Source organism: Desulfurobacterium sp. TC5-1, assembly GCF_000421485.1.
GTDB lineage: Bacteria > Aquificota > Aquificia > Desulfurobacteriales > Desulfurobacteriaceae > Desulfurobacterium_A.
In genome coordinates, this window is the sequence record NZ_ATXC01000001.1 from 1 (window position 1) to 23,098 (window position 23,098).

The following is a 23,098-nucleotide window of genomic DNA, read 5'->3' on the forward strand; positions in this document are numbered from 1 at the left end:
CTAAAAGGTAACGGAGGCGCCCAAAGGTCCCCTCAGCGCGGTCGGCAATCGCGCGTAGAGTGCAAGGGCATAAGGGGGCTTGACTGCGAGACTGACAAGTCGAGCAGATGCGAAAGCAGGGCCTAGTGACCCGGCGGTTCTGAGTGGAAGGGCCGTCGATCAACGGATAAAAGCTACTCCGGGGATAACAGGCTGATCGGTCCCGAGAGCTCACATCGACGGACCGGTTTGGCACCTCGATGTCGGCTCGTCGCATCCTGGGGCTGAAGCAGGTCCCAAGGGTTGGGCTGTTCGCCCATTAAAGCGGCACGCGAGCTGGGTTCAGAACGTCGTGAGACAGTTCGGTCCCTATCCGCCACGGGCGCAGGAGGCTTGAGGGGAGCTGCTCCTAGTACGAGAGGACCGGAGTGGGGGCACCTCTGGTGTACCAGCTGTGGTGCCAACCGCACCGCTGGGTAGCCAAGTGCCCATGGGATAACCGCTGAAGGCATCTAAGCGGGAAGCCCACCCCAAGATGAGGCCTCCCTTGACCGTAAGGTCAGTAAGGCCCCTGGGAGACTACCAGGTTGATAGGCTGCAGGTGGAAGCCCGGTAACGGGTGGAGCTGAGCAGTACTAATCGGCCGAGAGCCTCGGCCTTCTATCTACTTGAGTAATCCGGCTTCCCTGTTCAGCTGTTAAGCTGACAATTGAATGTGAGAAAGCAAGCGATAGCCTGGTGCCCATAGCGGCGGGGAAACACCCGATCCCATTCCGAACTCGGAAGTTAAGCCCGCCAGCGCCGATGATACTGCCCTGGAGACGGGGTGGGAAAGTAGGGCGGTGCCAGGCTTTTTTTATGCCTTCTTTAAAAGCTCTGTTCCGGAGGTGGATTATGGAACTCTGGGTAAGGGCTGGTGATGAGAAGGTAAAGCTCCAAGGTTCTTTAAAAGCCATCTATCAAGCACTCCTTGAAAAGTTCAAAGAGTCACCTCAAATACTTGCCTTTAACGGTTCTAAAAAAGAGAGAAGAAGATTTAAAAGGGAATTAAGGGCAGCTAAAAAAGATCTTTTAAAGGCTGCTGAAAATTACCTTAACTGGGTTAAAAGCTGCAAAAGGTTGTTTAATTGATGGGGGTTATCCCCTTTTTTCAATTAGGTTTAAAAAATCTTTTACCGAGGATATTAGCAGCTTTTTATTTGCTTTTAAACTTTCAAATAACTTTCTTTGTCTTTCTCTTAGTTGGTCTTTATACTTAATCTCCAAAAGTATTCCGTCTTCTGTAAGGAAATCTATTTCTATACCGTTCCGGTAAATATAGCAGGGTTTACGGTTTTTTATAGTTATGTAAACGAGGTTTTCAAATACTGCACCTTTGTCTCTAAATCCTGTTACGGCGTTTCTTATACCAACGTCTCCAACGTATAGCTTTTTGGGAGATTTTACCCTTTCGTTTATCTTTCCGCATCTTTCTACAAGGTTAACCATGAAAGTTTCTTCGAAGTAGCTAACAAACCTTCTAACGGTGTCGGGGCTAATACTAAGAATTTTAGCCAACCTGTTGATGCTTATTTGTTTACCCGCTCTTTCCATAAGAAGACAGAAAATCTCTCTTAATGCACTCTTATCCTTTATGTTGTAGTAAGCGGCTATATCTTTGTAGAGAATATCATCTATCAACTGTTTAATGTATTCTACATCTTCTGTTAATACGTATTCGGGAATGCCTCCTATATTCATGTAGTTTTCAAAGTAACTTTCTAAAAGGTGTGCATCGGACTTTCTAATTTTTCTTCCTTTAAACTTTAAAAATTCAAAGAAATCAAGAGGAAGAATTTCTACTATCCTTTCCCGACCTGTTAGAGTGGCTTTTTTATCTTTCAAAATTGATGATGAGGAGGAAGATGCAAAAATTTTTGTGTTATATAAATCATAAAGATTTTTAAGTTGCAAGGAAAAGTTTTCTTTGTAGGCTACTTCATCAAGGAATATGTATGTTTTGTCAGAAAAAGAGATAGATTGGGTTTTGTAGAATTCTTCAACTATTTCCAGAATTGAAAACTTTTCAAGACCGTAGAAATCAAGTGACACGTAAAATATCCTGCGCGGTTCTACTCCAGATTCAATTAAATGATCTATAAAGAGTTTCATTATGGTTGTTTTACCCACTCTCCTGAGACCGGTTAAAAGAACCACATCTTTTGTATCAAGAAGCCGAGAAAGTTTAGAAGTATACTTTTCTCTTTCTATTTTTCCCTCTGCTGCCTTGTTTCCTTCCCACCATGGATTAAAACGGTAAAGGATAGTCTCCATCTTTACGTCACCATCGTATAGATTTGCTCAATTTTATACGATATTGTCGTATAGGACAAGTAGAGTCTTTTCACCTTTCCCCTGATAGGTTTGTTTTCGTCACTCTTTATGTAAGTTTTTAAGGAGGTTGAGCGCGTCTTTGTATATTGGTTGGTCTATAAAAAGATCACCGCAGGTAATTCCGCCTTTTCCCTCTTTTAAGGCTTTTTCGTAAAGTTTAACTATCATCTGGGCTTTCTCTATCTCTTCTCTATCCGGCAGAAATATGCTATTAGCTATTTCTGTCTGTTTTACAGATATGCACGATTTTCCGTTGAATCCTATCATTCTGTCTTCTTTGCACTCTTTCTCAAACCCTTTTAAATCTTTGTAGTTTTGATAAGCTGGAGCTACAGGATTCACGTTAAATGTCCGGCACGCTGTCACGAATCGCGTTTTTATGTAGGTTGTTGTAGGTGATTTTTCTATGAGATTTTGCGGCAAATTGAGGTCACTAAAAAGGTCAAGAATACCAAGGTATGCAGTTTCGACTCTTTCTGAAGCAGTGAGAATTTTTTCAAGGTTTTTTATTCCTTTTCCAGTTTCTATTGATAAGTGTATTTTTATCGTTCTTTCAGGGAGTTCCCTTGATTTCTCAAATCCGCTTATAATTGTGTCAAGGGCTATTACGTCGTTTTCAGATTCCACTTTGCTGAGTCTTACGGCATGGGGAAGAGATGGCAGGATTTCCGTTATATCATCGTAAAAAAATGGGGAATCTATAGAGTTAATTCTCACAACAAGTTCTTTGTCCTGAGAGTTTCTCAGGGAAAGCAGGGTTTTAATAATTTTTCTTGCAACCTGTTTTTTTGAATCTGCAACACCGTCTTCTAAGTTGAATATGATTATGTCAACGTCTCTATCAAAGATCTTTCTCAGATGTTTAACTCTGTCGCCTGAAACCAAAATGGCAGAGCGGATAAACCGTTTCCTGACAGGTTCTCTATATTTAACGGGATTTTCGAAAGGTTTTAACTCTTCAATGTTTCCCGTTTCTACTACCTTTTCAGCTGTTTCAAAAAACTTTTCTATATCCATTTCACACTCCTTTAAAACTCCTTTAAAAGACCAATTTTAGACCGGCGAAGATACTCCTGCCCGGTTCGTTGTATCCATAAGCGAGCTGATAGTCCTTGTCTGTGATGTTTATGAACTTAACGTAACCCGTCAGGTTTTTCCTGAATTTCACGGATATGTAGCAGTTGTATATGGTAAATGGTGGAAGTGTTACTTTATTTGCCGGCCATGTACTGAAATTGTAATCGTACCGTTTCCCGTAATGAATAGCAGAGAGGGTTATTGAAGCTTTTTGTACATTTTTACTGAAGGAGATTTTATACATATCTTCAGGAAGTCTCAAGGTTGGTTCCCATCCATAACCGTTGTTCCATATAGAGTGGGTATGAGTGTAGGAGGCTTTTAAATTCGATTTTAACGGAAGTTTTAAATTGACGAATGATTCTGAGCCTTCAGTTTTTCCTCTGTTTCCGTTTATGTAGGTTAAATAGCCTTTTGCTGGATCGTAGGTTGTCGTTATTACGTCGTTAATTTCTGTTTTAAAGTAGCTTACGCCAGCTGTTCCACAGTTTCCAAATTTTTGCTCTATACCTGCCGTTAAGCTCTTGCTTTTTTCAGGTTGAAGGTTTGGATTGCCGTAGAAGTTCCAGTTTGGATATTCACCATAAAGCTGGTCTATGGAAGGTGCCTTAAAGCTTTTTCCGTACTGTAATTTGAGAGTTGTTTTTGTCATTTTTACTGTGTAACTTCCGGCCAATTTATAGGAAGTGAACGTCCCGAATGAAGAGAAGTGGTCTTTTCTTACACCTGTGAGTATGTTCAGATTGTGCAGTTTAACATAACCGTTTAGCGATGCAGAATCGGTCTGCTGACTTTTGTCTGAATAGGTTGTTGTGTCCGCTACGTCAACTCTGTGGCTAATTGACGGTACAAGTGTAAGAAACTTTGAAATTTCTGTTTTTATGTTTGCATCTGCGTAATAGGTGCTTCCTGAATAGTATGTGTGGGTACCGAAGTCATAATCGTCAAAGTTTCTCTGAGATTGCGATGTTCCTAAGTCCACTCTGGCAATGGTTTTAGGTGATAATAGGAGCTTTCCGTTAAGTGTTGTTGTTAGACGGTGATATTTTTCAAGACCGTTATCGTATTCACTTTCTCCTGTTTTGTAGTTAAAGTAGTTTTTAACTTTTAGGTTTTCTGTCAGAAAAGAGGAAAACGTATAACCGATGGTTTTGTAGTTTGCACTTTCCCTATCGCCATCCCCTTTTATGTCGTAACCATCTGTTCTAAAGTTGGTGAAAAATATATCAAAAAGGGAAGTTCCCTTTTTCAGTCCTGCTTTTACTGTGCTTTTCAACGTGTTATATGAACCGTATTCAAGATGTATAGAGCTTTTTCCGTCGGGTTTTGTTATGATGTTCACAACACCTGCCACGGCTTCAGAACCATAAAGGGCGCTCTGTGGTCCTTTCAAAATTTCTATCCTTTCCACGTCTGATAGGTTTAAAAGGGATAGGTCAACAGTTCCGTCAGGTGTAGAAGGATCGTTAACAGGAATTCCGTTAACCAGGAAAAGGATATATTTTTTATTGAGTCCGTATATGTAAACGTTGGACACTTCTCCCCATCCGTTGTCTGAAATGGCTATTCCAGTTGCTGTTTTAAGGACATCTTCTATGTTTTTCACTTCCAGTTTTTCTATGTCACTTTTAGTTATGATAATGATGTTATCACCTGTCTTTTCTTCTGTTACGGGAATTTTGGTACTTTGAACAATTATCGATGGTGTTTCTGCTTTTACTGCGATCGGGATGGTTGAAACTGTCAGTATGATGGTTGTCAGTTTTAACAACTGTTTCATACAGACTTCCCTCCTCTATATTACAATCTGATTTTTACTGTCAACTTTCTTGATGTTTATGTTGCAATCGTAGAGGTATGAAAGAAACTGTTCAAGATTTTCTGAATGTTCTGCAGTTCTCCCTTCTTTTATTCCCACAATGGAATCGGCCGTATTTAGTATAAAGTTCAAGTCGTTAGACACAATTATAACAATTTTCTGCAGTTCTTTCATCTTTAAGACAAACTCTTTTAAAAGTTTTAACACAGAAATGTCGAGGAAAGCACTGGGTTCATCTAAAAGGACAACTTTTGGATCTATTACTTCAAGTCTTGCAAGGAATAGGCGAACCTTTTCTCCTCCGCTTAACGTCAGCAGCGGTTGTTTTTTAAGGTTCTGCAAGTGGTATTTATCCATTGCTTCGTATATCTTTTTTTCGCAGGTATATGTGAGATGAGATGTTATTCTTAATATTTCTTCAACTGTAAGTAATGACTGTGGAAATTCTTGAGGCAGTAGGTTTATCTGTTTAATTCTACTGGTCAGGGGAAGTTTTTTTACCTCTTTTCCATTTAGAACTATTTTACCCTGGTAATTTAAAAAACCGGTAATAGCTTTTAACAACGTTGTTTTCCCGCTTCCATTTTTTCCGATGATGCCTGTTATGTTTCCTTCTTTTACTGAAAATGTGATTTGTCTGAGGATGTTTTTATATCTGACATTTTTCACTTCAAGCAAGGTTTTTGTTCCTCCAGAGAATGAAGATAAATGCAGGTGCTCCAACGAGTGCTGTTACAGTTCCTGCAGGGATATCGTAAGTAGCGAATACAGTTTTAATTATCCATTCTGAGAGTATTAAAGCTGTACCGCCGGCAAGGAGGGAAAATTTTAAAAGTTCTTTTGTTTTCTGTATCTTTAACAGTCTTCCAAGGTGGGGAATAACTATTCCTATAAATCCTATTATGCCTGTTTGTGAAACGATAATGGCTGTGAAAAGAGAAGCTATTGTTAAATAGACGATTCTTTCTCTTTCAGGACCTATTCCGGATAGATACGCAAAAAGGTCTCCCAGGGAAAGTGCGTCTATCCTTTCAGCTTTTTTATGAAAAATATAAAGGAATATTCCTGGCAGTAATGATAAAAATATGCTTTCTTTTAAGGACAGAATCGGTATAAATCCTAAAAGAAAAAAGAGAACCGAAGGTGACTGTTCCGGACTTTTAAGGGCTGTTGTTATGACTATCAGTGATGAGAGTGTTGCGTTTATTCCAATGCCAAAAAGGATAAGTTTTAGTTTGCTTTCAAGCACTCTACCAGATATTGCAAGTCCTGCTATTGTGAGGAGTCCTCCGATGAGAGCGCTTATTTCAGGATTAATGTTGGAAGCGTATCCTGCTACCGCTCCAAGTGCACTTCCAGCAGAAACACCTAAAATGTAAGGGTCTGCAAGGGGATTTGATAAAACATTCTGGAAGATAACGCCTGCCATAGATAAGATACTTCCTGCGGCAAAGGCCGTTAAAAGCTGTGGAAATCTTATGATTTTTACTATTTTTATGTTTGGAAAGCCGGTAACTACAAAGAGGATGGAGGAGAAAATGAGAATGGCAGTAGCTATGTTTAATTTTCTTGACAAATTTTTTCCTCCAGCTCTTTTATTCCCTTTATTATATAAGGTCCCGGCTTAAGGAGGTATTTACCGCTGATGTGAATTGTTTTTGTTTTGAGGAAATTTAGCAGAGAGTTGTTATTCTTTGTCATAGAGATAAAAATTGTCAAATCGGGTTTGTGCTTCAGAATAAATTCCGGTGAGATTGTTTTATATCTACCGTCCCCAGCTATGTTTATGGCTTTAGCATCTTCTATTATTTCGCCTAAAAAGGTTTGATTTCCCGCAGTATAGATGGGATTTGTTGAAAATATGATAAGAATTCTTTTTCCTTTTATACAGTGAGAAAGTTTTTTCTCGGCCTGTTTATAATTTTTTAAAAACTCTTTAGCTTTTTTGTTGCCATTGTTGCTTAAAGTGTCTCCAATTTCTTTTATAGCTTTTGCAATGTCTTCTATTTTCTCTATTTTGAAGGTTATTACGGTGATATCGAATTTTTTAAGGGTTTCTATGATGGATTTTGGGTTGCCGTTCATACCTATAACGAGGTCGGGACGCAAGGAGATAATCTTTTCTATATCGGGATTTATGATGCCGCCGATTTTCTCTTTTTTCTTTGCCTCTTCGGGAATGGTACAGTATCGTGTATCAGCTATTAGCTTTTCTCCGTTTCCCGTGAAATAGACTATTTCTGTGATAGCTGGTGAAAGGGAAATTACTCTTGTAAAGGTTTGGGCGCTGGCGGTTAATGTGAGGAAAAGAATGAGGAGGAGTGTTTTCATTGTTAAATCCCTGTAAAGTGGCGGAGAGGGCGGGATTCGAACCCGCGGTACCGGTTTTAGCCGGTACAACGCCTTAGCAGGGCGCCGCCTTCAGCCAGCTCGGCCACCTCTCCAGGGCATTAGTAAGAACATGGTGAGCCGCCCAGGACTCGAACCTGGGACCTACGGATTAAAAGTCCGTTGCTCTACCAACTGAGCTAGCGGCCCATTAGTGGCGGAGGGGGAGGGATTCGAACCCCCGGAGGGCTGGTTAGGCCCTCAGGTGATTTCAAGTCACCCGCCTTCAGCCAGACTCGGCCACCCCTCCAAAAAGGTGCGAATAGAAAGATAGGTTTTTTACGCTTAGATGTCAAGATTGTACGAGTTCAATACACGGTGGACATTCGGATATTCTCCAATTCAAACTCATTTCTCAGCGGGAGTCATATAACCTAAAGCATAATGAGGTCTCACAAAATTGTGGAACTTCAAATATTCAAACAGCTTCCTGTTCTTTATCATCAACAGAAAGTTCTGTACCTTCCAGCATCCACAATTCGTTCTCTGTCGTTTTAATGAATCTTTCTACATGAGCGATAGTCTTTGGTAACGTCGCATTGCTTTTAAAATTCGTCCTTTATATCTTCATAATCTTTGTAGCGTTCATCTGTGATTATGGAATCTATGAATTTATCTATGTCATCTCTGTCAAGGAATGTGGCCGTTAGGAGTTTTCCTGTAAATTTACCGTTTTTTATTTCCCAGAACATATAGAAGTCAGGATACAATTTTTTTAATTCTCTATATGCAACGCCGTATTTTGATTCTTTTGCCGGATTTTGTTCGAGATAGAATAGAGATGGTGAAATTACTATTCTGTAAAGTTCAGCACCGGTTTTTGTAACCACTTTTTGAAGTCTTATTTCTTTAGACTCTTTAACCTTCATGATCCCTCCTTAGACTGTTTCGATTTTTAATCCGAAAATGTTTATCCACAAAAGCATAAACATTGTTGGTACAAGTGTATATTCAAACAGCATTGATGACAGGACTGTAAATTGTATGATTGCAGCTTTTAAAGGGAATGTTCCAGCCATCAAAAGTCCAACCATTATGCCCGGAATGTGAACGATACCTGCTGCTTTCATCATATCTCTCATAGGGATGGTTGCGTTTCTTAGTATTTCCTTGAAGATGATGCTGAAGATTTTCATATCAGAAGCACCGATAGCTGCAAGAGATACAATGAAGTCTTCTAAATCTCTCAGTCTTGCTTTGTAAAAGTTAAAAGAGAGTGATAGAGCTCTCATTCCACCTGCGACTATGATGCCGCACATAGGAATAATTTTTGTTGGTTTGAACGTTACAAATCCAATGCTCAGCAGTGGTCCTACGACTGTTAGCGTTACTACAAGAATGGTTAAAAATATCAGGCAGAAAATTTTTTTCTTGCCATAAGATTTAAGTTTAAAGCGGCTTAAAGCTATCCACGAGGCGTTAAAAATCATGACGATGATTATTGATAATGTCATCAGTTTGGAGTTAAACTTTAATAGAAATATCAGGATAGCACCTATCCCTATGAGCTGGATGAGGGAAAGGATAGAGTTGACGGCAAGCTCTTTCCACAGTCCTATTTCCATCTTTCTGTCAAACAGAATGACAAAAAGGACAAAAGTGTAGGAAAGAGCCAAAAACTTCAATATGTCTGTTTCAATAACCATCAGCATATCCTTGGTAAGGGATCATCTTCAAGAAGGTCAAGGAGTCTCTCTCCACCGATTCGCGTTTTTAGTCTTACGCCTTTAAATCTGTCTGTAACTTCTCCTATAATAGCGCTTTCCCTTCCAAGGGGATGGCTTTTGAGCACATTTAGAACCTTTTCAGCGTCTTCTTTATCTACAACTATAAGTGCCTTTCCTTCATTTGCCAGGTAGAGAGGGTCGTATCCTAACATGTCACAAACGAATTTCACCTCTTCCCTTACAGGAATTTTATCCTCAAATAGTTTTATCCCGTATCCGCTCATTTCCGACAGTTCAACAGTTACCGTTGCAACACCACCTCTTGTGGGGTCTCTCATCCATCTGAGTCCTGAAATTTCAAAGAGGGGAACAAGAAGGGCGTTTAATGGTGCACAATCGCTTTCTACGGGAATTTCCATGTCAAATTCTTCTCTTGCTAAAGATATTGCTATTCCGTGATCACCTATGTATCCGGTTACTATGATAATATCTCCTGGCTTGACATACTCCGGGGATAAACTCTTTTTTACTTCTCCAATGCCAGCAGTGTTTATGTATATGCCATCGCACTTTCCCGATTCCACGACTTTTGTATCGCCTGTAGCTATTGCAACACCTGATTCTTTTGCCGTTTTTGCTATTGTTGCTACTATCTCTTCAAGTTCTTTAAGCGGAAATCCTTCTTCTATGATAAGTCCAAGGGATAGATACTTTGGAACTGCCCCGCTTACAGTAAGGTCGTTTATTGTTCCGCATACGGAAAGTTTTCCTGTGTTCCCCCCTGGAAACTTGAACGGTTTAACAACGTAGGAGTCTGTTGTCATTGCAACGTTTTGAGAGGAAAGTTGCAAGTAAGAGGCATCCTGTAAAGATTTAAGTTCCTCAAAGTCAAAGTATTTTAAAAAGAGGTTTTCTATGAGTTCTCTTGTAAGTTTTCCACCGCTTCCGTGGGCTATTTCAATCTTTTCCATCTGTCTTCCTCCATTTTAAAGTCAAACAGACATTTTAACATTAAAAGAGCTTTATGCCACTGTTCAAGAACATTAAGAGAAATGGAGCAACGGCAATAGAACTGTCAAGCCTGTCAAACACACCACCGTGTCCAGGAATGGTGCTGCCTGAGTCTTTCACGCCAAAGTATCTTTTAAGATAGCTTTCAAACAGATCTCCAATTTGAGAAATGATTGTCAGGGCAAACAGGATGCCTATAGTTAGAAGAGATAGGTTTATTATACCTAATTTTACACCGACAAAAAGGGATATGGCAGTTCCCCCTAAGCTGCCGCCAATAGATCCTTCAACAGTCTTTTTAGGGCTGATAGACGGAGCAAGTTTACGCTTTCCAAAACACCGTCCTGTAAGATAGGCTAATGTGTCAACAGACCAGACGATGGAAATTAGAAAAACTAAAAACTTCCAGTTAAAGGTAGATATACTTCCTATTCCTACCGTAACGTATATGAAAGTTAATGTAAACGGAAAGAATGTTTTGCTTTCTATCTCTTCAATTATTGTGAGATAAAAGAAAAGGGCTAAAACGGTAAGGGGAATGATGATTTCCCGGTAGTGGAGGTGGTTAAAAAGGACTATTGAGAAGGCAAAGATTACAAAGGGAATAAATCTGTATTCAGAAAGGCCTGTTATGTCTAACAGCTCTCCGATTATCTGTAGGCCTAAAAAGAGAACAAGAAAGAGGTAGAAAATGCCTGTGGCTTTAAGCATAAGAAGGGCGTAAACTACTACTATGAGAGCACCGATTATTCTATCCTTCACTTTTTATGCCCCCAAATCTTCGCTCTCTTTTCCCATAATCTTCTATTGCTTTTTTAAACTCCTTTGGTGTAAAGTCTGGCCACAGTGTTTTTGTAAACCAGAGTTCCGTATAGGCAGACTGCCAAAGAAGAAAGTTTGATATGCGCATTTCACCACTTGTTCTTATGAGAAGATCAAGGTCTGGAAGTTCTGGCATGTAAAGGTTGCGTCTTATCGTTTCTGCTGTTATTTCTTTTGCTCCTTCCTTTAAAGCTTTATTAACGGCATCTATTATCTCTTGTCTACCACCGTAGTTCACCGTAAATACAGCTTTCATGGTTTTGCAATGGGCAGTTTTTTCCTCAATCTCTTTAAAACCTTCTCTTAAGTAGTCGGGTAGCTGCCAGAGTCTTCCTATTGCTCTGAACTGGACGTCTTCTTCCAGGAATAGTGGAAGTTTTGATTTAACATACTCGTACATGAGGTTAAACAGAAATTCTACTTCCTCTTTTGGTCTCTTCCAGTTTTCCGTTGAAAACGCGTACAGAGAGAGGTATTTTATGCCGAGTCTCTTTGCCGTTTTTACAATTTCGACGGTGACATTTGCGCCGACTCTGTGTCCTTCAATCCTTGGCAGACCTCTTTTTTGTGCCCACCGTCCGTTACCGTCCATAATTACGCCAACGTGAACAGGTATTTTATCCATGGACAGGCTCCTAAAGGTTTTAGAATTTGTGGTTGTAAGGACTTTCATTTTTAAGATAGTCTATAAATTTTGCGAGCTCATAAGTTTTTCCGACTAACATAAAGTGTATGCCTTTCCCAAATTCGGCTATACCGTGGGCAATTTCAAGTGTGTATTCCCAGCCGTAAGCGTGGGGATCTTTTACTTTAGACAGTTTTTCTATAAAGGTGTCAGGAACAGATTCAGGGTTAAGTTTTTTTATGAAGTTTGCCATCTTCAGAGATTTTATGGGAAGTAGTCCTATTATGGGTATAGCCCCTGTTTCTTTGATTATTTCGTGAGTTCTTTTAGCAGTTTCTATGTCGTAAACGGGCTGTGTCTGTATGAATTTTGCACCCAACTCCACCTTTTTTTTCAGTTTTTCAATCTGCAGTTTTTCTGGTCCTGCAAACGGATTAAACACTGCGCCGACGTTAAAAGAGGGTTTGCCTTTTAGTTCCTTTCCGTTTATTAAGTGTCCTTCCTCAAGGGTTTTAACTATCTTTAACATTAACAGAGAATCAACATCGAATACCGGTTTTGCTCCCCTCTCGTCACCTAAGGTTGTAAAATCACCGGTCATCAAACAGATGTTTCTGATACCAAGCATGTAAGCTCCTAAAAGGTCCGACTGGAGAGCTATCCGGTTTCTATCCCTTGCAGTGAACTGGCATATCGGTTCAAAACCACTGTCAAGGAGTATCTTGGCCATTGCAATAGATGAGGCTCTTACCATTGAACGTTGATTGTCTGTTACGTTAAATCCATCAACGTAGCCTTTTAGAGGTTTAATTCCTTCAATTATTGTCCGGTAATCTGTTCCTCTTGGTGGTGCCACTTCGGCTGTTATTATGAATTTGCCGTTGTTTATCTTTTCACTAAAGCTCATTTTCAAACCGCCTCGGATGGTTTGATTTTGAGAAGTCACGAAAAGATAGATTTTCGATTTTGAATGTTTTTCCAGAGCTTCTAAGCTTTCTGTCTATTGTGAACCAGACACATTCAGTGTCGTTATTTACCTCGCACATTCCATTGATTGCGCCACCACAGGGTCCATTCTTTAGGGATTTTGGACATCTTGTTATTGGGCAGATACCTGCCGTTTCAGAAATTATGCAGTCACCGCAGGCTATGCAGTATTCGTAGAACCACTCTTTGTGGCAATCGGCGCCGATAAAAAGAGTCGATACGCCTGTTACAACGGGTATTTCTGTCTCTTCAGCTATTACCTGTGTGCCTGCACCGCAGGCAAGGGAAACAATGACATCTGTTTCCTTAAATTCAAGCTTTCGTACCTTTTCTATCAAACAGGTACCACCTATTGTTAAGACTTCAACTATCTCCTTGCCGTTGTTTTCAAGGAATTGGGCGACTTCTTTGGCTTCTTTTAAGCCGCCCTGCATACATCTTCCTGAGCCTATTTCACACCCTATGACTGTTACTCGTTTAAAGGGGGATATCGTTTTAAGGATTTCATTGAAAGGTTTAAGTTCAACAACTACCATCTACACTGTCCTCACGGTTTGAAATGTTCAATGTGGGCGGTTGATTTTAACTTTTCAATGAGAGATTTAAGAGCTTTTTCATACTTTTTCTTCATGAGCTCTTCCCTTACCTTTTCCGTGTCACAGGGTTGCTGTTTTTCAGACTTTACGTAGATTACATAGATCTTTCCGTCGATTGTGACGGTTTCGGGAGTTCCTATCTGTGAATTCCAGACAATTTCGTCTATTGGTTTTACAAGGTTTCCTTTCTTTACGTTTCCAATAAAACCACTTTTACAATGGTTCTCAGGTGTGCATATCTCTGTTGCATTTTCAAAGGAAAGTCCTTCTTTTAAAGACGATTCAATTTCTTTTGCTATAGTTGCGTTATCTGTCACTGCGTAGTAAACCTCTCTTGCCCTTGAACCTTCTGCCTCACAGACCTTCTCTATATCCCGGTCGGAGATTTTTACGTTTCTCTTTACTTTTAGAGCTATTAGCTTCTGTATAAGGAGTTGCTCTCTGAGTTTTTTCTTCAGATCTTCCCAGGTGATTCCCTCCTTTTCTACGGCACGTTTAAAGTTCTCTATGGTGTCATAACCATTTGCTTTTGCGAGGTTTTCAAGTGCCGTTTCAAGTGTTTTGTCGTCTATCGATATTCTTTCTCTTTTTGCTTCCGATAGGAGGAGGGCTTTGTCAATTAGCTGCTCAACTGCAGCCTTTTCACTTACTTTATTTTCTATCTGGTATTTCTTAATTTCACTGTGAAGGATGGGAATGCCATTAACGGTTATCTCTACATAGTCCAAAATCCTGGCTTTGGTGGTGGTGGTTACTATTGTAAAAATCAGGAAGAGAGGGACAAGCCACTTCATTTCCCTTCTCCTACTATTTCAACTTTATGATTTTTCTTTATAGAGTTTATGTATTCTTCAACCGCCTGTTGCTGCTTCTGTTTTATAAGTTGAGCTTTTAAAAAGGCTTTTATCTGATCAAAAGGTACAGGTTTTCCGTCAAGTCCTTTGAGTTCATTCTTGTGCTTTTCATAGAATGCCTTTAGTTCTTTGTCCGTAACCTTGATTTTATCTGCTGGAATTTTTTTGTTAAGAAGCGCTGTTGCAAGAATTTGTTTGATGGCATCGTCAATCTGTTTTTTTACTTTAGGGTCTTTATCTATGCCTTCCTTTTTTGCTTCCTGGACAAGGATTTCCTGGTCAACTAAGAACTTGATAAGTTCTTTTCTTATTTTGGGATCGTTTTTGTCGTACTGAGCAGGTAAGGTTTTGAGAAGATCATTAAGATCCTGCTGTGTGATCTCTACATTATCTACCTTTGCAATGATTTTAGATTTTGCCATTACAGGTGATGCTGCAACTGTTATAATGGTTAGAGCGGTTAAGAGCTTCTTCATCATATCCTCCAATTTAAAGTTGTTTAACTAAAAGTATTAATTTTTTCCTTGAGGTCAATTGCAATCTCGGAGCAGAAAGCATAACTTTACCTCTCGTAATTTTGTTATCATACCACACGACCGTTTATTTAACCTTATTACAGATGGGTTTAGTTATGAAGCGTTACGTTAATTTGAGAGAAATTACGGTTAAAGAGCCGTTAAAGGTTGATACAGAGTTTAGTGAAAGTGTTCTTGACCTTCCTGAGGATGAAGTTGTAAGGTCAACGCCGTTTTCTCTTCACGTTGAGATATATAAGAGAGCCATAGGTTATAATGTGAGGGGTCACATTAAAGGTAGCGTGACGTTAAGGTGTAGTCGTTGCGATGAGGAGTATCAGGAACAGATAGATAAAGATTTCTCTTTTAATCTTCTGCCCACTTCCGAGATAACGGAAGGGCAGATAAAACGCGGTGAGCTTGATGTTAAATTTTCTGATGAAGATGTTATTGACCTTTCTGAAGTTGTTAGAGAGCAGATTTTTCTTAATTTGCCGGTTAAACCTCTCTGTAGTGAAACGTGTGAGGTGGAAGGTTATAGAGAGTGGAATAGTGAGGAGAAAGATACACGCTGGGATAAGCTGAAAGAGCTGAAAGAAAAACTTGATAGAAAGGAGAAGTGAGATGGCAGTTCCAAAGAGAAGAGTATCAAGTACAAGAAGAGATAAAAGGAGAACACACTGGAAGGCTGCAAAACCCGCAATTTCTGTGTGTCCCAACTGCTACCAGCCAAAGCTCCCTCATAGGGTTTGTAAGTATTGTGGCTACTACAACGGTAAGCAGGTAATTGAGGTAGAAGAGTAATATGAGAGTTATCCTTGACGCCATGGGGGGCGATAAAGCCCCCTATGTTCCCGTTTTGGGAGCCGTTCAGGCGGTAAAGGAGTTTGGTTATAGGGTTATTCTTGTTGGAAGGGAAGAGGTTGTAAAAAAGGAGCTTGATAAGTATTCCTTTCCTGCGTCTTCCATAGAAATTGTTAATGCGGAAGATATGGTGACCATGGAAGACCAGCCTTCTGAGGTTTTAAAGAAGAAGAGGAACTCTTCCCTTCATGTGGGAACAAAGCTTTTAAAGAGCGGTGAAGGTGATGTTTTTGTTAGTGCCGGTAACACCGGCGCGGTTATGGCTGTCTCCCTTTTTACTCTTGGCAGGATAAAAGGAATAGACAGGCCTGCTATCTCTGCTATTTTGCCCAATCTGAAAAGTCAGACATTTCTCCTTGACGTTGGAGCTAATGTTGACTGTAAACCTGTTCACCTTTTTCAGTTTGCAATAATGGGTGAAGCGTATGCAAGGTACGTTTTGAAAGAGGAAAATCCGAGGATTGGACTTTTAAGTATAGGTGAAGAGGATACAAAAGGTAACGAGCTTACCAAGGAAACGTTTAAACTTCTTGCAATGGCAAGGGAAAGGGGTCTCAATTTTGTTGGAAATGCAGAAGGAAGAGATATTTACAACGGGAATTTTGACGTTATTGTTTGTGATGGTTTTGTAGGCAATGTCTGTCTTAAATTAAGTGAAAGTGTTGCAAAGATTCTTGCAAAAATATTGAAAGAAGAGATAGAGAAGCATTTTATTTCAAGACTTGGTGCAATAACACTGATTCCTGCCATAAAAGGTTTTAAAAAACGTATTGACTATGCAGAATGGGGTGGAGCACCTCTTCTTGGCCTTAAAAAGCCTGTTATAATAGCTCATGGCAGTTCAAATGCAAAAGCGATAAAAAATGCTCTCCGTGTAGGTGTTGAATTTGCTGAAACAAAAGTTGTTGAGCATATAGAAGAAAACATGGGAAAGTACGGGAAGATAGATGGGAATTAAAATCGTTTCTACAGGTTCTTACGTTCCGGATAGGGTGCTTACGAATTTTGACCTTGAAAAAATGGTTGAAACTTCCGATGAGTGGATAACAACAAGGACAGGTATTAAAGAGAGGCGTATTGCCGAAAGAGAAACAACGTCTGAAATGGCAACGAAGGCGGTTTTAAATGCTCTTTCTGGTAGTTCAGCAGATGATGTTGAGCTTTTTCTGACAGCTACTGCCACCCCGGATATGTTTTTCCCATCCACCGCCTGTATGGTTCAGGCAAATCTTAAAAATAAAAAAGCTCTTGCTTTTGATATATCAGCAGCCTGTACCGGTTTTATATACGGTCTTTACATTGCAGATTCTATTATGCGTTCTAAAGGTATTAAAAAAGGTGTCGTTATTGGCGCTGAAAGATTCTCAAAGATTTTAAACTGGGAAGACAGAACAACATGCATACTTTTTGGTGATGGTGCTGGAGCAGTTGTTCTTGAGGAGTCTGAAGAAGAAGGAATCCTTGGTTTTGATATAGGTGCTGATGGTTCTTATGGTGATCTTCTTTATGTTGAGAGTGTCGGTTCAAACAGCGAGCCACCCCACTACCTCTATATGAAAGGGAATGAGGTTTTTAAAGTTGCGGTGAGAACGATGACCGATTCTGCCAAAAGGGTTCTTGAAAAGACAGGTATTTCTGCCGATGAGATAAACCTCTTGGTTCCTCACCAGGCGAACATCAGGATTATAGATGCCGTAGCTAAAAGGCTTGGAATTAAAGATGATAAAATATTCGTAAATCTTAATCGTTATGGAAATACAAGTGCAGCTTCCATTCCGATAGCCCTTGATGAGGCTGTTAGAGAAGGGAAGGTTGAGAAAGGAGATCTGGTCTTAATGGTTGCGTTTGGTGGTGGATTTACGTGGGGTTCCTGCATAGTTAGACTTTAGGAGGGCGGCATGATAAGAACACAGATATGTGAACTGTTAGGTATTGAATATCCGGTTCTTCAAGGTGGAATGGCGTGGATAGCTGATGGTGAGTTGGCAGCGGCCGTTTCAAACGCCGGTGGTCTTGGAATTATAGCCGGTGGTAACAGAACTGCTGATGAGTTGAGGCAGGAAATAAGAAAGTGTAAAGATTTAACAGATAAGCCTTTTGGCGTTAACATAATGTTAATGATGCCTAATGCTGAAGAGATCATTCAGGTTTGCCTTGACGAAGAGGTGCCTGTTGTTACAACAGGTGCGGGAAATCCTGGAAAGTATATTCCTGCTTTTAAAGAAAAGGGAATAAAGGTTATACCTGTTGTTGCAAGTGATGCTCTTGCAAAGAGAATGGAAAGGATAGGATGTGATGCTGTTATAGCAGAAGGTATGGAGGCTGGAGGTCACATAGGTAAGCTTACGACGATGGTTCTTATTCCGGCCATTGTAAGGGCCGTTTCAATACCTGTTATTGCAGCGGGTGGTATAGCCCTTGGAGAACAGGCGGCAGCTGCTTTTGCACTTGGTGCTGAAGGTATTCAGATGGGAACACGGTTTCTTGCTGCCAAGGAGTGTAATGTTCATCCTAAGTATAAGGAAAAAATTCTTAAGGCAAGATTTAATCAGGTTACCGTAACAGGCCTTACAACTGGGCATCCAGTTAGGCTTATAGAAAATAAGCTGACAAAGAAATTTGAAGAGCTTGAGTTTTCCGGTGCACCCAAAGAGCAGCTTGAGGAACTTGGAAGGGGAAGGCTCAGGCTTGCGGCGGAACAGGGAGATATAGAGTGGGGTTCCGTTATGGCAGGTCAGGTTGTTGGCTATGTTAATAAAGAAGAGACTGTTGAAGAGATAATAAAAGATGTTATGGAAGGTGCTGAGAAAACGTTAAAGGTTCTCTGTGATAGATTTGGAAAGTAATTTTCAGTTTAAAGTGGAAGGGTGTTTGCCTTCCCCTCTGATATAATCAACTCAAACCTTTGAAAGGGAAATGCCATGAAAGTTTATGAAGGAAATCTTGACGCAGAAGGTTTAAAGTTTGCCATCGTTGTTAGCAGGTTTAACGCTTTTATAACAGATAGACTTTTAGAGGGAGCTATTGATTGTATAGTTAGGCACGGTGGGAGCGAAGATAACATTGATATTTATAAAGTTCCTGGTGCTTTTGAGCTGCCCCTTGCCGTTAAAAAGGTTGGTAAGAGAGATTACGATGCCGTTATTGCCCTTGGTGCCGTTATCAGGGGAGAGACGCCTCACTTTGACTATGTAGCGGCAGAGGTCAGCAAGGGAATAGCGAATGTTTCCCTTTCTCTCGAAAAACCGGTAGCCTTTGGGGTATTGACAACTGACACAGTTGAGCAGGCAATAGACAGAGCTGGAACAAAGGCAGGGAATAAAGGCTGGGAAGCTGCCCTTTCAGCGATAGAGATAGTCAATCTATTTAAGTAAATGGGGATTAATAATGCCGCTTTCAAATAAAGATAAAAGACGGGCAAGGGAGCATGCAGTTTTGATGCTTTATCAGTACGATATTGGAAATTTTGAGCCTGAAGAGGTGAAATCTATTTACAGAGAAGAGGTTGAAGGGGAATCTTCAGAGGTAATTTCTCTATCTGAAAAGCTTTTTGATACTGCTGTATCTCATCAGGAAGAGGTTGATGCTGTTATTTCAAAATTCCTTAAGAAAGGGTGGACTTTAGATAGACTTCTTCCTGTTGATAGAGCTATTTTGCGTCTTGCAACGACAGAGATACTTAACGGTTCTCTCTCTCCTGTTCCGGCCATTATCAACGATGCTGTTGAGATAGCTAAAGAGTATGGTGAAGATGAAAAATCACCAAAGTTTGTGAATGCCATTCTTGACAGGATTGCAAAGGAAAGATGAAAATAGGGCTTCTTGCTGGAAGTGGAAATCTGCCTCTTGAATTTTTAAAAAGCACTTCACAAAAGGGAAATGAGACTGTTCTCTTTGCAATTAGAGGGATAACAGATAACAAAGTTTACAGTTTTGCTGATAAAGTTTATGAAATAGAACCTTTTAAACTTGGCAAATTTTTGTCGTTTGTTAAAAAAGAGCGTCCCGATAAGATGGCGATTCTTGGCAAGGTTGAACATTCTGAAGCTTTATCTTTAAAAAATCTTGACATTAAAGCTGTCACTTTCCTTTTTTCCCTTAAGGATAAAAGGGCTGAAGCGATAATAGGCGGTATTATAAAGGAGATAGAAAAGTTAGGTGTTGAGGTCATTGATCCAACGCCTTTTCTTTCACACCTTCTTCCTGAAAGAGGTATTCTTACCGGAAAGGTTAACAGAGATCTTGAGAAAGATGTGGAGTTTGGATTTAGAATTGCAAAAGAGATAGCTTCTCTTGATGTAGGACAGACTGTTGTTGTAAAGAATGGAGTTGTTATTGCCGTTGAAGGAATAGAGGGTACCGATAAATGTATTGAAAGGGCTGCCGAACTTGCAGGAAAAGGTTTTGTCGTTTGTAAGGCGGCAAGGAAGGGTCAAGATATGAGAATTGATGTTCCAACGATTGGCGTAAATACCATTGAAAAGATTGGTTCTCTTGGCGGTCGTGCCCTCTGTGTTGAGGCGGGAAAAACCTTTATTCTTGATAGAAACGAACTTATAAGGAAGGCCAGGAAGTTTGGTGTTACCGTTATCGCTGTCTAACAGGTTTTAGTGTTTCAAGATCAAAGATCATGTTATCCCAGGCAGCTACTGTTTCAATACCTGTTTCATCTGTTAACCTCCGGGCGATTTCCCAGGGTTTTGCATAAACCATCGTTCTTCCAAAGTGGGTCATTATGGCAATGTCCGGTTTGATTCCTTCAATCAGCCTTTTTGCGTCAATGGTGGAAAGATGTGGAATGTTCGGTTTTGGGTCTTTCAAAGTTACGTTCATTATGAGAACCTTAACTTTTGAGTAGGCTTCAATGAGTTTTTCGAAGAACTTTGTGTCTGCAATGTAACCTAAAGATATCGTTTCAGTGCTATTTTTTATTACAATTCCGTAGGTTTCAACGCCGTGAACGTGCTTTATGGGGAATGAGACTTTTGCGTTACCTATCGCCCTTGAAAAACCTTCTTTTATAGTAACCGTTTCTTGAAGGTTGCTTCTTGTGAATTTAAGAACCACAGGGTCTTCGGAAATGGCGTCTTCGGGGCAGAGAAGAATACCTTTCTTCCTCTTTCCACCTAACGTTATCGTTTCAATAACGTGGTTAACATCGGCACAGTGGTCAAGGTGCCTGTGGGAAACAATTATCGCAGATAGCCAGTGAGGGTTTAAACCTTTTTTGTGAGTATAGATGAATGCGCCGGGTCCAGGGTCTATGTGAAAGTTTGTCCCGTCAATGTTAATCCACATTCCGCCGGCCTGTCTTATCAATCCAAAAGCGGCGTAGCGGGCGCCGGCCGTTCCTAAAAATACTATTTTGTTCTTTACCGTTTCTTCTGTAAGTTTCAACCTTTTCTTCCCATCTTTTCAAGCAGTTTTTGCTTTACAAACGGCGTTACAAACTGCTCTACATCGCCACCGTAGAATGCCAGTTCTCTTACAACGGAGGAAGAAAGGTACGCGTAATCATCGGATGGCATGAGGAAGACAGTTTCTATTTCTGGATAGAGCTTTCTGTTTATTGATGCCATAGTAAATTCGTGGTCCATGTCAGAGATAATTCTGATCCCTCTTATTATTGCTACGGCGTTTTCCTGTTTTGCAAACTCAACCAGGAGAGAGTTAAACGTCTTTACTTTTACTCTTCCGTTTATTCCTGTCTCTTTGAGGCTCTCTATGAACATTTCTTTTCTCTCTTCAATGGAAAAGAGGGGCTTTTTCCTCGGGTTTTCCGCTATACCTATTACTAATTCAGGAAATATCTCAAGTCCTCTCTTGACAATGTCAAGGTGTCCAAGCGTTACAGGATCAAAAGTTCCGGGATAGATTGCCTTTCGTATCATTTTATTCCTCTATGACAAGATTTTCACCTGTCATCTCTTCAGGTTTTTCTTCGCCAAGAAGTGCGAGAACTGTGGGTGCTATGTCGGCAAGTATGCCGGCAATTTTAACACCGCCAAAGTTTTCAGGTATCTCAACTTCTTTGCTTTTTCTTCTGCCTATTTTGTAAGTTTTACAGGTGTTTCTTACAACTATGAACGGAACCGGATTGGTCGTGTGAGCGGTCTGTGGCTGTCCTGTTTCTCTGTTAATCATTTGTTCAACGTTTCCATGGTCGGCAGTTATTATGCAGGCTCCGCCCCTGGCAAGGACGGCTTTTACCACCTTTGACAGGCACATATCAACCGTTTCAACTGCCTTTATGGCTGCTTCCATTATTCCTGTGTGGCCAACCATGTCGGGATTTGCAAAGTTAAGGACTAAAAGCTTGTAATCGTTGTTTTCCAGTTTTTCTATAAATTTCTCCGTTACTTCAAATGCACTCATTTCCGGCTTAAGGTCATAAGTTGCAACCTTTGGTGATGGAATGAGAACTCTGTCTTCGCCAGGGAACGGTTCCTCCCTTCCACCGTTGAAGAAGTAGGTTACGTGGGCGTACTTTTCGGTTTCCGCTATTCTCAGCTGTTTGTATCCTCTCTTTGAGATAACTTCACCGAGAACGTTTGTGAGCTTTTGGGGAGGAAATGCAACGTCAAACGGGAAGCTTTTCTCATAAAGTGTCATTGTTCCTATCAGTGGTTTTACAACCTTTTTCCTGTTAAATCCGTCAAAGTTATCAAATCCAAGAGCTGATACTATCTGTCTCATTCTGTCTGCGCGGAAGTTGAAGAAGAATACAGAATCCCCGTCCTTTATCGTTCCATTTTCGTCAAGGACAAAAGGTATGACGAATTCATCATTTTCACCGTTTTCGTAGGCTTCATGGAGTGCTTCAATCGGGTCGTTTGCCCTTTTCCCTTCGCCTAACACCATTGCGTTGTAGGCTTTTTCTGTTCTTTCCCACCTTTTGTCTCTGTCCATGTAGTAGTATCTGCCACCTAAAGTTGCTATTTTGCCTATGCCTAATTCTTTCATCTTTTCTGTAAGTTCTTTCAGATACTTTTCTGCAGACCTGGGCGGTGTATCCCTTCCGTCAAGGATGGCATGAATGTAAACATCCTTCACACCTTCTCTTTTTGCCATTTCGAGGAGGGCAAAGAGGTGTTTTATGTGGCTGTGAACACCGCCGTCAGACAACAGTCCAACAAGGTGGAGTCTTTTCCCTTTTGCATTTTCCATTAGATTTTTAAGTGTTTTGTTTTCAAAAAAACTTTTATCTCTTATGGCTTTTGTTATCCTTACAATATCCTGATATACGATCCTTCCAGCACCTATGTTCATATGCCCAACTTCAGAGTTTCCCATCTGTCCGTCCGGGAGACCAACAGCTTCGCCGGAAGCCATGAGGAGAGCCTTTGGATATGTTGACCAGAGGTAATCCCAAAAAGGTGTGTTTGCTTGTGCAATTGCGTTTCCCTCTTTTTCGGGGCTGTATCCGAATCCGTCAAGTATTATAAGCGCTATAAATTTCTCTTTCATTTCCTCTCCTTGTTGAGAATAATTTGCAACTTAAATTTAAAAATGTAACATCTA

At 40.4% G+C, this 23,098-nt stretch carries 27 protein-coding genes, 3 tRNA genes, 2 rRNA genes and 1 pseudogene; 11 read left to right on the top strand and 22 right to left on the bottom strand.

Annotated elements, in window-relative coordinates; translation table 11 throughout:
• The 3 genes from H153_RS0100005 to H153_RS0100015 form a co-directional block, all read left to right on the top strand.
• Nucleotides 1-639, top strand: a 23S ribosomal RNA gene (locus H153_RS0100005); the annotation flags it as partial.
• A gap of 74 nt (nucleotides 640-713) precedes the next feature.
• Nucleotides 714-830, top strand: a 5S ribosomal RNA gene (gene rrf, locus H153_RS0100010).
• A gap of 43 nt (nucleotides 831-873) precedes the next feature.
• On the top strand, nucleotides 874-1,110 hold the full coding sequence (locus H153_RS0100015; protein ID WP_022846083.1) for a hypothetical protein: 237 nt from the start codon (nucleotides 874-876) through the stop codon (nucleotides 1,108-1,110).
• A 6-nt stretch (nucleotides 1,111-1,116) separates the two neighbouring features.
• On the opposite strand, the gene H153_RS0100020 is transcribed toward H153_RS0100015, so the two are convergent.
• From H153_RS0100020 to H153_RS0100105, 19 genes and pseudogenes are all read right to left on the bottom strand, one after another.
• Nucleotides 1,117-2,292, bottom strand: a complete 1,176-nt coding sequence (locus H153_RS0100020; protein WP_022846084.1) for an ATP-binding protein — start codon at nucleotides 2,290-2,292, stop codon at nucleotides 1,117-1,119.
• A gap of 99 nt (nucleotides 2,293-2,391) precedes the next feature.
• The gene (locus H153_RS0100025; RefSeq protein WP_022846085.1) at nucleotides 2,392-3,369 is read right to left on the bottom strand and encodes a CoA ester lyase; all 978 of its coding nucleotides are present in this window, start codon (nucleotides 3,367-3,369) and stop codon (nucleotides 2,392-2,394) included.
• A gap of 22 nt (nucleotides 3,370-3,391) precedes the next feature.
• Nucleotides 3,392-5,209: a TonB-dependent receptor gene (locus tag H153_RS0100030; protein ID WP_022846086.1), complete on the bottom strand. Its 1,818-nt coding sequence runs from the start codon at nucleotides 5,207-5,209 to the stop codon at nucleotides 3,392-3,394.
• A gap of 15 nt (nucleotides 5,210-5,224) precedes the next feature.
• Nucleotides 5,225-5,917: an ABC transporter ATP-binding protein gene (locus H153_RS0100035; protein ID WP_231378258.1), complete on the bottom strand. Its 693-nt coding sequence runs from the start codon at nucleotides 5,915-5,917 to the stop codon at nucleotides 5,225-5,227.
• A 1-nt stretch (nucleotide 5,918) separates the two neighbouring features.
• Entirely contained in the window at nucleotides 5,919-6,824 is a 906-nt protein-coding gene (locus H153_RS0100040; RefSeq protein WP_022846088.1) for an iron ABC transporter permease, read from the bottom strand.
• Nucleotides 6,809-7,579, bottom strand: coding sequence for a helical backbone metal receptor (locus tag H153_RS10035; protein ID WP_027719903.1), 771 nt, complete (start codon nucleotides 7,577-7,579; stop codon nucleotides 6,809-6,811). The genes H153_RS0100040 and H153_RS10035 overlap by 16 nt, the downstream gene beginning before the upstream one ends.
• Before the next feature lie 18 nt (nucleotides 7,580-7,597).
• Nucleotides 7,598-7,692: transfer RNA gene (locus tag H153_RS0100050), tRNA-Ser, on the bottom strand.
• Nucleotides 7,693-7,710: 18 nt separating this feature from the next.
• Nucleotides 7,711-7,786 (bottom strand) — tRNA-Lys (locus tag H153_RS0100055).
• 5 nt (nucleotides 7,787-7,791) lie between these two features.
• A tRNA-Ser gene (locus H153_RS0100060) sits at nucleotides 7,792-7,886 on the bottom strand.
• 98 nt (nucleotides 7,887-7,984) lie between these two features.
• A pseudogene (locus tag H153_RS10225) lies at nucleotides 7,985-8,165 on the bottom strand (integrase core domain-containing protein); the annotation flags it as partial.
• A 16-nt stretch (nucleotides 8,166-8,181) separates the two neighbouring features.
• Nucleotides 8,182-8,505 (bottom strand): hypothetical protein, encoded by a 324-nt coding sequence (locus H153_RS0100065; protein WP_022846089.1) that lies wholly within the window; start codon nucleotides 8,503-8,505, stop codon nucleotides 8,182-8,184.
• A 9-nt stretch (nucleotides 8,506-8,514) separates the two neighbouring features.
• Nucleotides 8,515-9,282, bottom strand: a complete 768-nt coding sequence (locus H153_RS0100070; protein ID WP_022846090.1) for an ABC transporter permease — start codon at nucleotides 9,280-9,282, stop codon at nucleotides 8,515-8,517.
• A complete protein-coding gene (gene hypE / locus H153_RS0100075) occupies nucleotides 9,282-10,274 on the bottom strand; it encodes a hydrogenase expression/formation protein HypE (protein WP_022846091.1) in 993 nt (330 codons plus the stop codon). Before hypE ends, H153_RS0100070 begins: the two co-directional genes overlap by 1 nt.
• A gap of 40 nt (nucleotides 10,275-10,314) precedes the next feature.
• On the bottom strand, nucleotides 10,315-11,076 hold the full coding sequence (locus tag H153_RS09765; RefSeq protein WP_022846092.1) for a phosphatidate cytidylyltransferase: 762 nt from the start codon (nucleotides 11,074-11,076) through the stop codon (nucleotides 10,315-10,317).
• Complete coding sequence (uppS, locus tag H153_RS0100085; protein ID WP_022846093.1) at nucleotides 11,066-11,761, bottom strand: polyprenyl diphosphate synthase; 696 nt, start codon at nucleotides 11,759-11,761, stop codon at nucleotides 11,066-11,068. Before uppS ends, H153_RS09765 begins: the two co-directional genes overlap by 11 nt.
• 19 nt (nucleotides 11,762-11,780) lie before the next feature.
• On the bottom strand, nucleotides 11,781-12,668 hold the full coding sequence (locus H153_RS0100090) for a methylenetetrahydrofolate reductase (protein ID WP_027719905.1): 888 nt from the start codon (nucleotides 12,666-12,668) through the stop codon (nucleotides 11,781-11,783).
• A complete protein-coding gene (locus H153_RS0100095; protein WP_022846095.1) occupies nucleotides 12,658-13,284 on the bottom strand; it encodes a methylenetetrahydrofolate reductase C-terminal domain-containing protein in 627 nt (208 codons plus the stop codon). Before H153_RS0100095 ends, H153_RS0100090 begins: the two co-directional genes overlap by 11 nt.
• An 11-nt stretch (nucleotides 13,285-13,295) precedes the next feature.
• The gene (locus tag H153_RS0100100; protein WP_022846096.1) at nucleotides 13,296-14,138 is read right to left on the bottom strand and encodes a SurA N-terminal domain-containing protein; all 843 of its coding nucleotides are present in this window, start codon (nucleotides 14,136-14,138) and stop codon (nucleotides 13,296-13,298) included.
• Nucleotides 14,135-14,674 carry a SurA N-terminal domain-containing protein gene (locus H153_RS0100105; RefSeq protein ID WP_022846097.1) on the bottom strand — a complete coding sequence of 180 codons (540 nt, stop codon included), beginning with the start codon at nucleotides 14,672-14,674 and terminating at the stop codon, nucleotides 14,135-14,137. The genes H153_RS0100100 and H153_RS0100105 overlap by 4 nt, the downstream gene beginning before the upstream one ends.
• 155 nt (nucleotides 14,675-14,829) lie before the next feature.
• Between H153_RS0100105 and H153_RS0100110 the strand changes: the two genes are divergently transcribed.
• From H153_RS0100110 to lpxI, 8 genes are all read left to right on the top strand, one after another.
• Nucleotides 14,830-15,336 carry a DUF177 domain-containing protein gene (locus H153_RS0100110; RefSeq protein ID WP_022846098.1) on the top strand — a complete coding sequence of 169 codons (507 nt, stop codon included), beginning with the start codon at nucleotides 14,830-14,832 and terminating at the stop codon, nucleotides 15,334-15,336.
• Between the two features lies 1 nt (nucleotide 15,337).
• Nucleotides 15,338-15,517: a 50S ribosomal protein L32 gene (rpmF, locus tag H153_RS0100115; protein WP_022846099.1), complete on the top strand. Its 180-nt coding sequence runs from the start codon at nucleotides 15,338-15,340 to the stop codon at nucleotides 15,515-15,517.
• A gap of 1 nt (nucleotide 15,518) precedes the next feature.
• The gene (plsX, locus tag H153_RS0100120; RefSeq protein ID WP_022846100.1) at nucleotides 15,519-16,535 is read left to right on the top strand and encodes a phosphate acyltransferase PlsX; all 1,017 of its coding nucleotides are present in this window, start codon (nucleotides 15,519-15,521) and stop codon (nucleotides 16,533-16,535) included.
• Entirely contained in the window at nucleotides 16,525-17,466 is a 942-nt protein-coding gene (locus H153_RS0100125; protein ID WP_022846101.1) for a beta-ketoacyl-ACP synthase III, read from the top strand. The genes plsX and H153_RS0100125 overlap by 11 nt, the downstream gene beginning before the upstream one ends.
• Nucleotides 17,467-17,475: 9 nt before the next feature.
• Nucleotides 17,476-18,423, top strand: a complete 948-nt coding sequence (gene fabK / locus H153_RS0100130; protein WP_022846102.1) for an enoyl-[acyl-carrier-protein] reductase FabK — start codon at nucleotides 17,476-17,478, stop codon at nucleotides 18,421-18,423.
• Nucleotides 18,424-18,498: 75 nt separating this feature from the next.
• Nucleotides 18,499-18,951 carry a 6,7-dimethyl-8-ribityllumazine synthase gene (gene ribE, locus H153_RS0100135; protein WP_027719906.1) on the top strand — a complete coding sequence of 151 codons (453 nt, stop codon included), beginning with the start codon at nucleotides 18,499-18,501 and terminating at the stop codon, nucleotides 18,949-18,951.
• Between the two features lie 13 nt (nucleotides 18,952-18,964).
• On the top strand, nucleotides 18,965-19,387 hold the full coding sequence (gene nusB / locus H153_RS0100140) for a transcription antitermination factor NusB (protein WP_022846103.1): 423 nt from the start codon (nucleotides 18,965-18,967) through the stop codon (nucleotides 19,385-19,387).
• A complete protein-coding gene (lpxI, locus tag H153_RS0100145; RefSeq protein WP_022846104.1) occupies nucleotides 19,384-20,178 on the top strand; it encodes a UDP-2,3-diacylglucosamine diphosphatase LpxI in 795 nt (264 codons plus the stop codon). The genes nusB and lpxI overlap by 4 nt, the downstream gene beginning before the upstream one ends.
• On the opposite strand, the gene H153_RS0100150 is transcribed toward lpxI, so the two are convergent.
• Genes H153_RS0100150 through gpmI form a run of 3 tightly spaced genes read right to left on the bottom strand, consistent with a single transcriptional unit; the run spans nucleotide 20,165 to nucleotide 23,044 of the window.
• Entirely contained in the window at nucleotides 20,165-20,974 is an 810-nt protein-coding gene (locus H153_RS0100150) for an MBL fold metallo-hydrolase (RefSeq protein WP_022846105.1), read from the bottom strand. The genes lpxI and H153_RS0100150 overlap by 14 nt on opposite strands.
• A complete protein-coding gene (gene coaD / locus H153_RS0100155; RefSeq protein ID WP_022846106.1) occupies nucleotides 20,971-21,468 on the bottom strand; it encodes a pantetheine-phosphate adenylyltransferase in 498 nt (165 codons plus the stop codon). The genes H153_RS0100150 and coaD overlap by 4 nt, the downstream gene beginning before the upstream one ends.
• A gap of 1 nt (nucleotide 21,469) precedes the next feature.
• Nucleotides 21,470-23,044, bottom strand: coding sequence for a 2,3-bisphosphoglycerate-independent phosphoglycerate mutase (gene gpmI, locus H153_RS0100160; protein ID WP_022846107.1), 1,575 nt, complete (start codon nucleotides 23,042-23,044; stop codon nucleotides 21,470-21,472).
• Nucleotides 23,045-23,098 lie beyond the last annotated feature (54 nt).

Bases quoted from the DNA above. Each gene is read 5' to 3' on its own strand.
- H153_RS0100015 (WP_022846083.1), top strand. From the start codon at position 874: ATGGAACTCTGGGTAAGGGCTGGTGATGAGAAGGTAAAGCTCCAAGGT.
- H153_RS0100020 (WP_022846084.1), bottom strand. From the start codon at position 2,292: ATGGAGACTATCCTTTACCGTTTTAATCCATGGTGGGAAGGAAACAAG.
- H153_RS0100025 (WP_022846085.1), bottom strand. From the start codon at position 3,369: ATGGATATAGAAAAGTTTTTTGAAACAGCTGAAAAGGTAGTAGAAACG.
- H153_RS0100030 (WP_022846086.1), bottom strand. From the start codon at position 5,209: ATGAAACAGTTGTTAAAACTGACAACCATCATACTGACAGTTTCAACC.
- H153_RS10035 (WP_027719903.1), bottom strand. From the start codon at position 7,579: ATGAAAACACTCCTCCTCATTCTTTTCCTCACATTAACCGCCAGCGCC.
- H153_RS0100065 (WP_022846089.1), bottom strand. From the start codon at position 8,505: ATGAAGGTTAAAGAGTCTAAAGAAATAAGACTTCAAAAAGTGGTTACA.
- H153_RS0100070 (WP_022846090.1), bottom strand. From the start codon at position 9,282: ATGGTTATTGAAACAGACATATTGAAGTTTTTGGCTCTTTCCTACACT.
- hypE (WP_022846091.1), bottom strand. From the start codon at position 10,274: ATGGAAAAGATTGAAATAGCCCACGGAAGCGGTGGAAAACTTACAAGA.
- uppS (WP_022846093.1), bottom strand. From the start codon at position 11,761: ATGGATAAAATACCTGTTCACGTTGGCGTAATTATGGACGGTAACGGA.
- H153_RS0100090 (WP_027719905.1), bottom strand. From the start codon at position 12,668: ATGAGCTTTAGTGAAAAGATAAACAACGGCAAATTCATAATAACAGCC.
- H153_RS0100095 (WP_022846095.1), bottom strand. From the start codon at position 13,284: ATGGTAGTTGTTGAACTTAAACCTTTCAATGAAATCCTTAAAACGATA.
- H153_RS0100100 (WP_022846096.1), bottom strand. From the start codon at position 14,138: ATGAAGTGGCTTGTCCCTCTCTTCCTGATTTTTACAATAGTAACCACC.
- H153_RS0100105 (WP_022846097.1), bottom strand. From the start codon at position 14,674: ATGAAGAAGCTCTTAACCGCTCTAACCATTATAACAGTTGCAGCATCA.
- H153_RS0100110 (WP_022846098.1), top strand. From the start codon at position 14,830: ATGAAGCGTTACGTTAATTTGAGAGAAATTACGGTTAAAGAGCCGTTA.
- rpmF (WP_022846099.1), top strand. From the start codon at position 15,338: ATGGCAGTTCCAAAGAGAAGAGTATCAAGTACAAGAAGAGATAAAAGG.
- plsX (WP_022846100.1), top strand. From the start codon at position 15,519: ATGAGAGTTATCCTTGACGCCATGGGGGGCGATAAAGCCCCCTATGTT.
- H153_RS0100125 (WP_022846101.1), top strand. From the start codon at position 16,525: ATGGGAATTAAAATCGTTTCTACAGGTTCTTACGTTCCGGATAGGGTG.
- fabK (WP_022846102.1), top strand. From the start codon at position 17,476: ATGATAAGAACACAGATATGTGAACTGTTAGGTATTGAATATCCGGTT.
- ribE (WP_027719906.1), top strand. From the start codon at position 18,499: ATGAAAGTTTATGAAGGAAATCTTGACGCAGAAGGTTTAAAGTTTGCC.
- nusB (WP_022846103.1), top strand. From the start codon at position 18,965: ATGCCGCTTTCAAATAAAGATAAAAGACGGGCAAGGGAGCATGCAGTT.
- lpxI (WP_022846104.1), top strand. From the start codon at position 19,384: ATGAAAATAGGGCTTCTTGCTGGAAGTGGAAATCTGCCTCTTGAATTT.
- coaD (WP_022846106.1), bottom strand. From the start codon at position 21,468: ATGATACGAAAGGCAATCTATCCCGGAACTTTTGATCCTGTAACGCTT.
- gpmI (WP_022846107.1), bottom strand. From the start codon at position 23,044: ATGAAAGAGAAATTTATAGCGCTTATAATACTTGACGGATTCGGATAC.